This window comes from Thermobacillus xylanilyticus, assembly GCF_907165215.1.
Taxonomy (GTDB): domain Bacteria; phylum Bacillota; class Bacilli; order Paenibacillales; family Paenibacillaceae; genus Thermobacillus; species Thermobacillus xylanilyticus.
This window is the reverse complement of record NZ_CAJRAY010000043.1, coordinates 110,190-124,042: the sequence shown is the minus strand read 5'-3', so window position 1 is coordinate 124,042 and position 13,853 is coordinate 110,190. Positions and strand designations below refer to the sequence as shown.

Sequence of the window (13,853 nt, the reverse complement as noted above, 5' to 3'; positions counted from 1 at the left end):
ATCCCCCTATCTCTTCACCATAACATCATAGCGCAACGCGGGCGGCCAAGAGAAGTCCGTGATACAATAGAGGCGGAATCTGCGGAAACGGAGCGATTTCGTATATGGAGAAACAGGACTCTGTCCCTGCTTCGGCGCCGGCGGGCGGCCGGGCGGAGCGGCTGCATGCGGCGGGCATGGCGGCGGCGCTCGCGCTCTGCGTCATCGGGCAGCTCGTCTGGCTGCCCGACCCCTTGCCGCTGCCCGGCGGCATGCGCTGGATCGACGCGCTCGACGCGCTCGTGTACGCGCTCGCGCTGCCGCCGGCGCTCTGGGCGGCGGCAGCGGCCTTCCGCCTCGCGGAAGGGCTCGCGGACGGCGTTCACGCGCGGGCGCTTATTCCGCCCGCGGCAGCCGCCGTCCTGGGCGCGGCCGCCTGCGCGGCCGTCTTCATGATCAGCCTGGAACCGGCGCGCATGTTCACGGCGCTCGGCGCGCTCGGGGTCGCGTGGCTCGCGGCGTTCGCCGACCTGGCCTGCGCCGAGCGGCGCCGGCGGCACCGGCGCGTGCCGGCGCGCACGCTGCGCGCCTTCGGGGCCACGCTCGCCCTGCTGGCCCTGCTCTTCTGGCCGACGGGCGAGATCGTGACCACCCCCGGCCTGACGTTCGACGTCAGCCGGTACGCCCGCGCCGCGGACGGCGAGCCGAAGGGACGGATCGACGGCGTGCTCGTCATCGGCCGGCCGGCTTTCCTCGCCGACCGGTTGTACGCGCGGCTCTTCCCCCACTACGAATTCGAGCCGATCGAGACCATCGGCATGCCGCTCGCCGAATACGACGAGCTCGTCCGCAGCCTGAAGCTCGATGCGGAAGCCGCGGGCGCCGCCATCGCCGGGGAGCGGGCGGGCCGCGGCGAAGGCATCCGCATGCGGGGCGCGCGCGTCACCGCCGTGCTGAAGGACAGCCCGGCCGCGGGCGTGCTGCATGCGGGCGACATCATTACGGCGGTGAACGGCCGCGCCGTCCAGTCCATCGCCGACCTGACCGAGGCGATGCGGCAGATTGCGCCGGGCGAGCCGGCCGGGCTCACCGTGCTGCGGGGCGGGACCGAGACGGTCGTCACGGCGGCGACGCGGCCGGCGGAAGACGAGCCGGAGCGGGCGGTGTTCGGCATCATCGTCGAGAACGCGCTCGACCCGGATGTGCCGGACGGCATCGCCTACCGGCGGTATTTCATGCACGAGGGCGGCCCGTCGCACGGGGCGATGCTGGCGCTCGCGCTGCTTGACCAATGGACGCCGGGCGGCGTCACCGGGGGACTGCACGTCGCGGGCACCGGCACGATCGGCCCGGGCGGCGTCATCGGCCCGGTCGGCGGCGTCCGGCAGAAGGCGTATGCGGTCAGCCGGACGGGCGCGGACGTCTTCTTCGTGCCGGCGGGACAGGAGGAAGAGGCGCGCCGGGGCGCGCCGGACCTGACCATCGTGCCGGTCGAGACGCTGGATGACGTGCTCAATTGGCTGAAAAGCGGCGGATAATGCGGGATAACGGGCCGGTATGACGCGAGAACGCGCCAGAGCCGGCCTTGTTCCGTTTGCTTTCACGGCAGGGGGGTCTACAATAGGGGGCAAGCGGCATTACCGGACAATGGCACCGGAAGGGGAAGACAGCATGGGCTTATGGTCCCGGATGAAGGCGCTTGCGCGGGCGGGAAGCACCGTCGATCCGAGCCGGCGCCTGTCAGCCGAAGCGGTCCTGACGATCGGCATCCACAGTTTGTTCCAGTTCGGCGCTTCGATGGCAGGCCTGTTCCTGAACCTGTATCTGTGGCGTCTGACCGAGGACCTTGCCGTCAACGGCATTTACAACATCATCGTGTTCCTGCTGACCCCCGTCGGATTTCTCGCCGGGGCCTGGCTCGCGAAGCGGACCGACCGGCTCGTCACGTACCGGATCGGCATCGTGCTCACGGCGCTGTTCTACCTGCTGGTCATCGCCGCCGGCACGGCCGTGGTCAAATATTACATCCTGTTCGGACTCTTCAACGGTTTCGCTTCCGGCATGTACTGGACGGCCTATCTCGTCCTGATGTACGACGTGTCCACCGGCGCGAACCGGATCCGGTTCCTCGGGCTCAACACAACCTTCTTCAACCTGGCGGGGCTGGCCGGTCCGGCGGTCGCCGGCACGATCATCGGCATGATGGAAGGGCTTACGGGCTATCTGGCCACGTTCTCGCTGTCGCTCGTCCTGTTCGTCGCCGCGGCGCTGATCAGCCTGCGCATCCGGCCTTCGGAATTGCGCCACAAGGCGTTCTACATGAATCTGGTGCCGCTGGCGCTGCGCAGACAGCCCGACTGGCTGAAGGCGCTCCTCGCGTTCTTCCTGTGGGGGCTGTTCCAGGGCATCACGCTGTTTCTGCCGAACATCATGCTGTACAAAACGGTCGGGCGGGAGGATTGGGTCGGCTATTTGACGATCTTTTTCTCCGGGCTCGTCATTCTGTCCAGCTTCATCATCTCGCGCTTCGCCCGCGAGCATCTCGGCAGGCTGTACGTCCTGCTGTCGTCGGTCGGCGTCTCGCTGGGCGCCGCTTTCTTGTTCATCGATTTCACGTTCTGGACCGTCGCCGTGTTCATGATCCTGTTCTCGCTCAGCAATCCGCTGATGCACAATACCTTGTCGAACCATTACTATCGCCAAATCGCGCTGCTGCCGCTGAAAGGCCAGCTTCGCAACGAAGCCGTCGTCATGCGGGAGACGTTCCTGAACGCCGGCCGCGTCCTGTCCATCGCGGCGCTGCTCGTGTTCGCGGGCGACCTCGAGTCCGCGCAGCTTCCGGTCGTCCTGTTCGGAGCGGCGATCACGCAGACGCTGATCGTCTTCCTTGTCGAAAAGCCGGGGCGGCAGCCGGCAGAAAGCAGGTGAACATCCGGTTGGGCAAACCTGGTCTAATCCTCGCGCAGATCCGAAAATACGGGTTCTACTACGTGCTGGCGGCGCTCTCCATCGCGCTGGCGAACATGATCCATGCGCTGTATCCGGCCGTCCTCGGCGACTTCGCCGATCAGGTGGAAGCGTCCGGCCTGACCGCCGAAGCGGTGCGCCGCAGCGGCCTGGAGCTGCTCGCGATCGGTGCCGGCTACTGCGTCCTGTTCGGCGTCGGCCAGTACATCAATCATCGGCTCGGCCGCTATTTCGAGTTTGCGACGCGCCAGAGGCTGTTCCGGCATTTCACGGGCTTAAGCGAAGCCTGGTTCTCGAAGAACGGCATCGGGAAACTGCTCAGCTACGTGATGAACGATGTGACGACGGTGCGGGAGTCGATCGCCAACGGCTTCAACCAGTTGACGAACGCCGTCGTGCTGCTGTGCTCCTCCGTGACCATCATGCTGCTGAGCGGCATTCCGCTGCATGTGCTGGCGGTCAGCATTCTGCCGCTCGGCGCCATTCCGTTCCTCGTCGTCAGGTTCGGCCCGCGCATCCGCAATCAGTCGCTCAAGGTGCAGGAATCGCTGGCGGCGATGACCGAATCGGCGGAAGAGCAGTTCGGCGGCATCAAGGTGACGAAGACGTTCGCGGCGGAGCCGATCGCCCGCTCGCGGTTCGGAGAAACGGTCGACCGGATCCGCGAGAACCAGCACGAGCTCGTGAAGCTCAGCGGCAAGTTCCAGGCGTCGCTGCCGCTGGCCGGCGCCATGGCGCTCGTGGTGGCGATGACCTGGGGCGGCGTGCTCGTGCTGCAGGGCAGACTGTCGCTCGGCCATTTCGTCGAGCTGACGCTGTATCTGCGCATGATCGCGAACCCGCTGCAGCAGATCGGCAACGTGATCAACATGGTGCAGCGCGCCCGCGCCTCGCTCGAGCGGCTGAACCGGCTGCTTGCGATCCGGCCGGACATCGCCGATGCGGAAGGCGCCCGGTCGCTGCCGAAGGACGCCGCGGCCATCGAGATCCGCGGCCTGACCTTCACCTATCCGGGCGCCGGACGGCCGGCGCTGTCGGACATCACGCTGGACGTAAGGCCGGGGATGACGGTCGGCATCGTCGGCCGGACCGGCAGCGGCAAGACGACGCTCGTCAAGCTGCTGCTGCGCGTCTACGATCCGCCGCGCGGGAGCATTTTTCTCGCCGGACAGGACATCCGGGAGACGACGCTCGAGAGTCTGCGCACCGCCATCGGATATGTGCCGCAGGACGGCTTCCTGTTCAGCACGACGATCGCGGACAACATCGCGTTCCACAACCGCGCCGAATCGCGTGGGCGGATCGAGGACGCGGCACGGCTGGCGGACATTTACGACAATATCGCGGGGTTCCCGGACGGCTTCGACACGAAGCTCGGGGAGCGGGGCCTCACGCTGTCCGGCGGCCAGCGGCAGCGGACCAGCCTCGCCCGCGGGCTGATCAAGGAAGCGCCGATCCTCATTCTGGACGACAGCGTCAGCGCGGTCGACACCGTGACCGAATCGCGCATCCTGCACAACTTGCGGAAGACCCGCCGCGGCAAGACGACGTTGATGATTGCGCACCGGATCAGCGCGGTCATGCATGCGGACCTGATCATCGTCATGGACGGCGGCCGGATCGTCGAGCGGGGGACGCATCGCGAGCTGATGCGCCTGGGCGGCCATTACGCGGAGCTGGCCCGGCTGCAGGGAGAGGAGGCGGTGGTCCATGGCTGACGAGAAACGCGGCAATCCGGCGCCGGCCGAGAGCGCGCCGTCCGGCGGTCTGACCGCGCAACCCGGCACCGCGCGGCAGTCCGACGCGGCGCCGTCCGGCGGCGCACGGCAGTCCGGCGCGGCGAAGCCCGGCGGACCGGAGGCGCGGCCGGGGGACGAGCGGCCATCCGGCGAACCGCCGCAGCCGACGCTGCACCGCCGGCGGGCGATCCGGGCGCTGCTCGGCTACGCGCGGCCGCACCGCCGGAAGTTCCTGCTCGGCTTCCTGTGCACATTCCTGGCGATCGCGGCCGATCTGCTGCAGCCGGTCATCGTCAAGACGGCGATCGACGACACGATCCCGCTCGGCTCGTCCGGCATCCCCGTCCTTATCGGGCTCGGGGCGGCGTACGCGCTGCTCGCGGTTGTCGGATTCGGTTTCTCCTATCTGCAGAGCAATCTGCTTCAGCGGGCGGGGCAGGCAATCGTCGCGCAGCTGCGCAAAGACCTGTTCCGCCACATCACGAGCCAGTCGATGTCGTTCTTCGACCGGCACCCGATCGGCAGTCTGGTGACGAACGAGTCGAGCGACACGGAGACGATCAACCAGTTTTTCACCCAGGTGCTGCTCAGCCTCGTCCGGGACGGTCTCATGATCCTCATGACTATCGGCTTCATGTTCTATCTGGACGCCGAACTGGCGGTGTACGCGCTGATCCTGATCCCGGTCATCGGGGCCATCGCGCTGCTGTTCCGCCGCATGCTGCGCAGCGCGTACCACCGCTCGCGGGCGCAGCTGTCGCGGCTGATCGCGTTCACCGCGGAGAACCTGTCCGGCATGAGCCTGATCCAGGCGTTCCATCAGGAGGAGGAGCAGAACCGGCGGTTCACCGAATCGAACCGGACCTATCTCAAGGAAAACTTGCGCGAAGTGCGGGCGACGATCCTGTTCAACCGCTCCTTCGACCTGCTCGGCAACGCCGCGGTGGCGGCGGCCGTCTGGCTCGGCGGCTACGCCGTGCTGCACCAGAAGTTCGAATTCGGGGTGCTCTACGCGTTCATTACGTATATCCGGCAGTTCTTCCAGCCGATCAACGCGCTGACCCAGCAATGGAACACGCTGCAGTCGACGATGGTGTCGATGGAGCGGCTGTGGCGGATTTTCTCCGTCCAGCCCGAGGTGCGCGACCCCGCGCCCGAGGCGGCGGCCAAGCTCGACAGGGAGGACGTGCGCGGCCGGATCGATTTCAACCGGATCCGCTTCTCGTACGTCGACGGCCAGGAGGTGCTGCACGGCCTCGACCTGCATATCCGGCCCGGCGAGTTCATCGGCATCGTCGGCGTGACCGGAGCGGGCAAAAGTTCGCTCGTCAGCCTGCTCGCCCGTTTCTATGACGTGAATCAGGGGAGCGTGGAGATCGACGGCGTCGACATCCGGCGCCTGCCGCTCGATACCTTGCACCGGATCGTCGGGCTCGTGCAGCAGGAACCGTTCCTCTATTCGGGGACGATCGTCGACAACGTCCGCCTGTTCCGGGAAGAGATCAGCCGGGAGCGGGTGATCGAGGCGTGCCGGTTCGTCGGAGCGGACGAGATGATCATGCGGCTTGCGGACGGCTATGATACGCGGCTGTCGGAGCGGGGAAGCGGTCTGTCCGCCGGCGAGCGGCAGCTGATTTCGTTCGCGCGCGTCATTGTTTTTCAGCCGAAAATCCTCATCCTCGACGAAGCGACCGCCAATCTGGACTCGCATACGGAACGGCTCGTGCAGCAGGCGCTGAACCGCGTCTCGTCAGGAAGGACGACGCTGGTCATCGCGCACCGGCTGTCGACGATCCGGCACGCGGACCGCATCATTGTCATGCGCGCCGGGCGCATCGTCGAGGAAGGCAACCACGAGTCGCTGCTCGCCAAGAAAGGGTATTATGCCGAGCTGTACCGCCATTCCCGGCAGCAGGCGCAGACCGCCACGGTCGGGTGAGCCGGCAAACAACATATTGTGATGAAGGGATCATGGTTCCGGTGGGAGATAAAAAGAAGAAAAAATTGCTCGTGATCTGCGTAACGGGGATTGTGCTGCTGATTCTTCTGCTCCTCGGTTATCCCGCTGCAAAATTGGAAGTCATCAGCAGGCATTATCAATTGTACGGTTCCTATATTATCTTGCCCGGGGAAACTGCCGAGGTGGACGAAAAGCCCGTCCGAACCAAAACCCGGCTGGCAGAGTATGGCCGCAGAGGGATCAAACTCACGAACGTGTTGTATTATCCCGGGCTGCAGCAGCTGGCTTTCGGCTATATCTTCCGCGATGACGAGCAGGAGAAGTATGAAATCGCGCTGCTTGATGCCGATGGAGAGAACGTACCGGGCCGGCTGCTGGTTTCCGGCAGCGAGCGGTTCTATGCCCGGGGTCTGCAAAAACTCAACTTTTTGCCGGAAGAACCGCTCGCGCAGCAAGCAGCGTACACGATCTTGATCAAGGATGAACATGGCGAACGCATCGGCGCTTTGGATTTTTATTATGAATGATCGCGATCGCCGCCCGCCTCCGCTGACGGAGGACGGGCGGCGATTTCTTGTGCGTTGTGAGATTGAACATTTATCAGCGCGCCGGAAGCGATTATACTGAAAGTAATTGACAATAACTTGGAAATATTTCCTTGTTGATCGGCAGGGGAGGGGTTCCATGCGCACGAAACTGTGGTCCTGGCTTGCGCCGGGCCTGCTGATCGGCATTTCGCTCGGCGCCTTCTTCGCGATTGACAAACTTTCGCACCCGCATGCGAAGCTGGAGCACCCGGTCGGCCACTTCTACATCGTAGCCATCGTATCGCTGCTGGCGATGCTGGTGTCGATAGCCGTCGGGGTGGCCGGAATCAAGCTTCGCAACGTGAATATTACCTTCCTGTCCATCGGGTTTATTTCCCTGGCGGGATTGTTCATGCTGCACGGCCTGTCGACGCCGGGGTTCGTCGTGTCCGAAGGCCGTGCATTGCCCGCCCTGGCGGGAAGTCTCAGCGTCGTCATCGCCTCGGCTTGGGTGTTCCTGTCGGCGCTGCCGACCGACCTGGCCGTCGTGCGCTGGCTGTCGCGCCTGCAGCGCGCGCTCTTGCCGGCATGGAGCGCCGTCCTCGCGCTCGGCATCCTGCTGGCCGTCGCGAATGCCGGGCGCATGGAACGGCTGTTGTCCCATCCCGCCGCGCCTCACTGGGTGCCCTGCGCGCTTACGGCGGCGTTCTGCCTGTTCGCCATGTACCGTTACCGCAAGCTGTATGTCATGACCCGCTTTCCGATTCATCTCGGCATCGTCTGCAGCTCCGGCCTGCTGATCGTCTCGATCATGATCATGGTGTACGGAACCGTGTGGGAAGCAAGCTGGTGGCTGTACCATTTCACCCTGTTCGGGTCGGTGCTCATCATGGTCGGGGGCGTCGTGGTGCAATATATCGGGCAGCCGTCCGTCGCGGGATTGTTCAAGACGCTGTTCCGACCCGATCCCCGCGGCCTGATCGAATCGTCCATTTCGCCGAGCGTCCGGTCGCTCATCGCGCAGACCGAGAACAAGGACGCCTACACGGCGGGGCACAACTACCGGGTGGCGATGTACGCGCTGCGGCTCGCCGAGCATATGGGCGTGCAGCCGCGGATGCTGCGGGCGCTGGCGCAGGGCGGCATCGTGCACGATGTCGGCAAGCTGTTCATTCCCGACGAAGTGCTGAACAAGCCCGGCAAGCTGACGCCGGAGGAGCGGGCGGTCATCGAGCTGCATCCCGTCTACGGGTACAATCTGTGCAAGCAGCTCGGCTTCATGTCCGAGGAGCTGGAGATCATCCGCTCGCACCATGAACGGTGGGACGGAACCGGCTACCCGGACCGGCTGAAGGGCGAAGCGATTCCGATGCTGGCGCGGATCGCCGCGGTGGCGGACGTCTATGACGCGCTGACTTCCTCGCGCGCCTATCGGGCCGCGATGAGCCATGAAGATGCGATGAGGATCATCGTGAAGGAGAGCGGCAGACAGTTCGATCCAAGGTGTGTGGACGCCTGGGTGGCGCTGGCCGAGGATGATCCGCAATTTTTCCGCGCCATGCGCGGCAAGGCTGCCGCTGTCAAAGCCGCGGCCGTCCCGGCTACGGGGGCGACGTGAGCGGCGAGCGCGGATAAGCGAAGAAATTTCTTCTATTTTGCCGGATTTGGCTGCGAGGGGCGGAATAGGCGAAATCAATTCGTTTATTTCTTCGAAATCGACCGAAATTGGATGAAATCAGAAAAATAAGCGAAGAGATTTCCGCTATTCCGGAGAAAATTCCCGGATTCCCCGAAATAGAAGAAAAATCTTCGCTTATCCCGCAACCTTATGCGGCATCCGGCCGGCCAGTCACCGTTCCTCCGCGATCAGATCGAGCCAGTCCAGCTCTTCCCGCGTCAGCTTGATGTTCATGCCCTCGCGGCAGGAGCGCAGCTCCTCCGCGTTGCGGGCGCCGATCAGGGCGCAGGTCGGGAACGGCTGGTTCAGCACCCAGGCCAGCGCGATCTGCACGACCGACGCGCCTTTCTCGCGCGCGAGCTGCTCCGCCCGGCGCAGCCGCTCCCAGTTCGCGTCGCTGTAGAACACCCGGACGATGTCCGGATCGTCCCGCCGAACGGGACTGAACCTTCCCGAGAAGAAGCCGCGCGCGAGCGACGACCAGGACAGGAGCGGCATCTGCGCTTCCTCATGCCACCGGAGCGTCTCCCGATCGGCCGAAACGCAGCCGGGCCAGAACGGCTCGTTCGCCTTGGCCAGGCTGAGGTTGGGGCTGCTGAACGCGAACCCGACGAGTCCGTGCGCCTCTGCCCAGGCGTTGGCTTCCCGAAGCCGCTGCCACGTCCAGTTGGAGCCGCCGATCGCCCCGATCCGGCCCGCTTCGATATGCTCGTTGAGCGCTTCGATGATTTCCCCGACCGGCACGTTCGGATCGTCCCGGTGCAAGGCGTACAATTCCACATGATCGGTCCTGAGCTTCTCCAGGCTGGTGAGCAGATCTTCCCGGATCGCTTCCCGGTTGACCCGGGGGCCGCGCTCATCGTGATGCGCGCCTTTCGTCAGGATGACGAAGCGGTCCCGCGCCTTCCGCTCCTCCATGTACCGCCCGAGCACTTCCTCGCTCTCGCCGCCGCAGTAGATGCGCGCGGTATCGACCGTGTTGCCGCCGATCGCCAGGAATGCGTCGAGATTGGCGGCCGCCGTCTCGTAATCGCTGTGCCGGAAATAGTCGGTTCCCTTGATCAGCCGCGAAACCGGCTTCTCCACTCCCGCGATGCGAATTGTCTCCATTGGCGCATGCTCCTCCCGTATTCCGCATGGAAATGATGTCCTTGTTGTGATTATAGTGGATCGGACGAACGGAAGATACCGTCATAATCCGACCTATAATCTTGCAACCCGTTTGAAAAAAAGCGCCCTTATCTCCCGCAGCCCGCCGCTTTAAAATGGTTGTACGGCCCCGCCCGGCGAAATGCCGACACCCGGCGGGCGCGGCCGCACTCGGGAGGGATTCGCGATTGGACATGGAGCTTGAGGCTAACCTTCAGCGAGCATCCTTGACGCGCCGGCAGCAATTCGTCAAGCTGCTGCGCAAGCTGGCCGCCCAGCGGTATTTGCAGCTCATGGCGCTGGCCGGAGCGGCGTGGATGTTCATCTTCAACTACATCCCGATGTACGGCATCATCATCGCGTTCAAGGATTACGACATCATCCGTTCGATCGCCGAATCGCCGTGGGTCGGCCTGGAACATTTCCGGGACGTGCTCGAGGATGACGAGCTGCCGCGCGTGCTCCGCAACACGCTCGGCATCAGCCTGATCCGGCTGGCGGTCGGCTTCCCGCTGCCGATCCTGTTCGCGCTCCTGCTGAACGAGCTTCGTTCGCTCAGGCTCAAGAAAGCGGTGCAGACGATCTCCTATCTGCCGCACTTCCTGTCCTGGGTTATCCTCGGCGGCATCCTGGCGACATGGCTGGCGGATGTGGGACTCATCAACAAGCTGCTGATGGCGCTCGGCATTCTGGACGAGCCGATCTACTTCCTCGCCGAGCCGTCCTGGTTCTGGACGATCGTCATCACCTCGGACATCTGGAAGGAGCTCGGCTGGTCGGCGATCATCTACCTGGCCGCGATCACGGGCGTATCGCCGGAACTGTACGAAGCGGCAACCATCGACGGCGCGAACCGGTTCCAGAAAATGCGCTACGTCACCATTCCCGGCATCAGCGGCACGATCACCATCCTGTTCATTCTCGCCGTCAGCGGCGTGCTGAACTCGAACTTCGACCAGATTCTCGTCCTGCGCAACTCGCTGAACGAGAGCGCCAGCAACGTGATCGACGTGTATGTGTACCATGTCGGGCTGCAGTCGGGCCGGTATTCGTACGCGACGGCGTTCGGCCTGCTGAAATCGATCGTCGCCCTGATCCTGCTGCTTACCGCCAACAGCGTGACGAAGCGGATCAACGGCACCGGACTGTTCTGACATCCGTGAGGAAAGAAGGTGTGTCCCCATGCTTACCCGGAAACAACTGTCAACGGGCGACAAGATCTTCGACGCGGCGAACGTCATCGGCATGCTCGTCCTCTGCTTCGTGACGCTCTACCCGATCTGGTACGTGCTCGTCAATTCGCTGAATGACGGACAGGATGCCATGCGGGGCGGCATCTACTGGCTGCCGCGCAAGTTCAGCCTCGACAACTATGAAGCTGTTTTCGCCAATGCGGGCATCATGACCGCGATGGGGGTCACGGCCGCGAAGACGGTGATCGGCGTCGTCTGCCACGTGTTCTTCACGGCGATGGTCGCCTACGCCTTCTCGCGCCGGGAGCTGATCGGGCGGAAATTTTACATGATGATGGGCACGGTGACGCTGTTTTTCGGCGGCGGGCTCATTCCGACGTTCCTGCTCATCCGCGATCTCGGCCTGCTTGACAAGTTCGCCGTGTACATTATTCCGTCGCTGTTCAGCTTCTTCGATCTGATCATCTTCCTCGCCTTCTTCCGGGAAATCCCGGACGGGCTGGAGGAAGCGGCACGGATCGACGGCGCGAACGACCTGGCGATCTTCGTCCGGATCATCATTCCGGTGTCGATGCCGGTCGTGGCGACGATCGCGCTGTTCCACGGCGTCTGGCAATGGAACGACTACTTCACCGGGATGATCTATATCAACAATCCGGATCTGCAGCCGATCCAGACGTTCCTGTACCGGGTCGTCGCGCAGAGCAGCTCGAACCAGATCGTCGCCAGCGTCGGGCCGGGCATCAACCGGACCGTCACGAGCCAGTCGATCAAGCTTGCGACGATGGTCGTGACGACGCTGCCGATCGTGTTCGTCTATCCGTTCCTGCAGAAATATTTCGTGAAGGGCCTCATGATCGGTTCGATCAAAGGGTGACACGGGTTTCCGGACCTGGAAACAGGCTTCATGCCATAAACGACGACACAAGAAAGAGGGGTAATGCGCTTCATGCGGAAACAGAGCACGAGATTCATGGCCATGACGCTCGTCCTGGCGCTCATCCTGACGCTCGCCGCCGCGTGTTCCGGCGGAGGCAAGAGCACGAACGCCGGCGACAACGGAGGCGGCACGGCGAACAACAGCACTTCGCAGAACCAGAATACGGGCGGAGATTCCGGCGGCGGCGACGCGAAGCCGTCAGGAGACGAGCCGGGCTGGAAGTCGAATACCGACCCGATTACATTCGACTGGTACATCAACTTCGCCTGGTTCCCGAGCAAATGGGGCGAAGATCCGACGTCCCAATACGTCACGCGGAAGACGGGCGTGGTCATCAACTTCATCGTCCCGGCCGGCAACGAGAACGAGAAGCTGAACGCGATGATCGCGTCCGGCAAGCTGCCCGACTTCATCACGCTCGGCTGGAATGAAGACGGCGTGAAGCGGATGATCGAAGGCGGTCTCGTCCTGCCGCTGAACAAGCTGGCCGAAGAGTACGACCCGTACTTCTTCAAGGTCGCCGACCCCGCGAAACTGTCGTGGTACACGCAGCCGGACGGCAACGTGTACGGCTATCCGAACGCGTCGTCGTCGCCGAAGGACTACGAGCTGTACGGCGAGCATTATACGTCGAACCAGACGTTCGTCGTGCGCAAGGACATGTACGAAGCGCTCGGCAAGCCGGACATGCGGACGCCGGAAGGATTCCTCGACGCGCTGAGAAGGGCGAAGGAAATGTTCCCGGAAGTGAACGGGCAGCCGCTGATCCCGATCGGGCTGCACGAGTTCGGCGAAACCGGCAACTACTCGCTGCAGGACTATCTGCAGAACTTCCTCGCGATTCCGTATGAGAAGGACGGCAAGCTGTATGACCGGCAGACCGATCCGGAATATGTGCGCTGGCTGAAAGTGTTCCGCCAGGCGAACGAGGAAGGATTGCTCGCGAAGGACATCTTCATCGACAAGCGTCCGCAGATGGAGGAGAAGATCGCCCAGGGCCGCTACTTCGCGATGCTGTATCAGCGTTCGGACTTCACGGCGCAGCAGAACGTGCTGTACGCGAACGATCCGAACTCGGTGTACATCGCCATCGACGGTCCGGCGAACGCGAACCTCGATCCGCCGACACTGGCGGGCCCGTCGATCTCCGGCTGGACGCTGACGCTCATCTCGAAGGACGTAAAGGACAAGGAGCGCGCCATCCAGTTCCTCACCTACCTGATCAGCGAGGAAGGGCAGAAGGACCTGTATCTCGGCGAGAAGGGCGTCTCCTATGACACGATCGACGGCAAGGACCAGTTCCTGCCCGAGGCGCTCGAGCTGCTCCAGACCGACCGCTCGGCCTTCGACAAGCAGTACGGCTCTTCCTTCACGTTCTGGATGCTGATGGACACGAACATGAATCTTCAGTGGGCGCCGCCTTCGGTCGAGCCGTTCAAGCAGATGGAAGACTGGACGAAGGGCAAGACGTACAGCTTCTCGCAGTTCGATCTGCTCGATCCGCCGGCCAACTCCGAGGAAGGCATCGCGAAGACGAAGATCGACCAGGAGTTCGGCAAGGCGTTGCCGAAGCTGCTGCTCGCGAAGAGCGAAGCCGAGTTCGACAAGATCTGGAACGAGTATCTCGCCGAGCGCGAAAAGGCCGGCTGGGAGAAGCTCCAGGCCTACCGTCAGATGAAATACGAAGAGAATGTCAAGAAGCTGGCCGAGTTCCTCGAGTG

The 13,853-nt window shown here is 63.5% G+C and carries 10 protein-coding genes; 9 read left to right on the top strand and 1 reads right to left on the bottom strand.

Going from position 1 to position 13,853, the window contains the following annotated elements:
• Positions 1-104 precede the first annotated feature (104 nt).
• From KJQ12_RS09600 to KJQ12_RS09575, 6 genes are all read left to right on the top strand, one after another.
• Entirely contained in the window at positions 105-1,517 is a 1,413-nt protein-coding gene (locus KJQ12_RS09600) for a PDZ domain-containing protein (protein WP_213484485.1), read from the top strand.
• A 133-nt stretch (positions 1,518-1,650) separates the two neighbouring features.
• Positions 1,651-2,907, top strand: a complete 1,257-nt coding sequence (locus KJQ12_RS09595) for an MFS transporter (RefSeq protein ID WP_213484484.1) — start codon at positions 1,651-1,653, stop codon at positions 2,905-2,907.
• Between the two features lie 8 nt (positions 2,908-2,915).
• Positions 2,916-4,664 (top strand): ABC transporter ATP-binding protein, encoded by a 1,749-nt coding sequence (locus KJQ12_RS09590; RefSeq protein ID WP_213484483.1) that lies wholly within the window; start codon positions 2,916-2,918, stop codon positions 4,662-4,664.
• A complete protein-coding gene (locus KJQ12_RS09585) occupies positions 4,657-6,624 on the top strand; it encodes an ABC transporter ATP-binding protein (RefSeq protein ID WP_213484482.1) in 1,968 nt (655 codons plus the stop codon). The genes KJQ12_RS09590 and KJQ12_RS09585 overlap by 8 nt, the downstream gene beginning before the upstream one ends.
• Before the next feature lie 32 nt (positions 6,625-6,656).
• Entirely contained in the window at positions 6,657-7,172 is a 516-nt protein-coding gene (locus tag KJQ12_RS09580; RefSeq protein ID WP_213484481.1) for a hypothetical protein, read from the top strand.
• 157 nt (positions 7,173-7,329) lie between these two features.
• Positions 7,330-8,790: an HD-GYP domain-containing protein gene (locus KJQ12_RS09575; RefSeq protein WP_213484480.1), complete on the top strand. Its 1,461-nt coding sequence runs from the start codon at positions 7,330-7,332 to the stop codon at positions 8,788-8,790.
• A gap of 231 nt (positions 8,791-9,021) precedes the next feature.
• On the opposite strand, the gene KJQ12_RS09570 is transcribed toward KJQ12_RS09575, so the two are convergent.
• Entirely contained in the window at positions 9,022-9,960 is a 939-nt protein-coding gene (locus KJQ12_RS09570; protein WP_213484479.1) for an aldo/keto reductase, read from the bottom strand.
• 233 nt (positions 9,961-10,193) lie between these two features.
• Between KJQ12_RS09570 and KJQ12_RS09565 the strand changes: the two genes are divergently transcribed.
• From KJQ12_RS09565 to KJQ12_RS09555, 3 genes are all read left to right on the top strand, one after another.
• Complete coding sequence (locus tag KJQ12_RS09565; RefSeq protein WP_041854570.1) at positions 10,194-11,153, top strand: ABC transporter permease; 960 nt, start codon at positions 10,194-10,196, stop codon at positions 11,151-11,153.
• A gap of 28 nt (positions 11,154-11,181) precedes the next feature.
• Entirely contained in the window at positions 11,182-12,069 is an 888-nt protein-coding gene (locus KJQ12_RS09560) for a carbohydrate ABC transporter permease (RefSeq protein WP_015256053.1), read from the top strand.
• Between the two features lie 72 nt (positions 12,070-12,141).
• Positions 12,142-13,853, top strand: a 1,712-nt coding sequence (locus KJQ12_RS09555; protein WP_213484478.1) for an extracellular solute-binding protein, incomplete at its 3' end; no start/stop codon positions are given.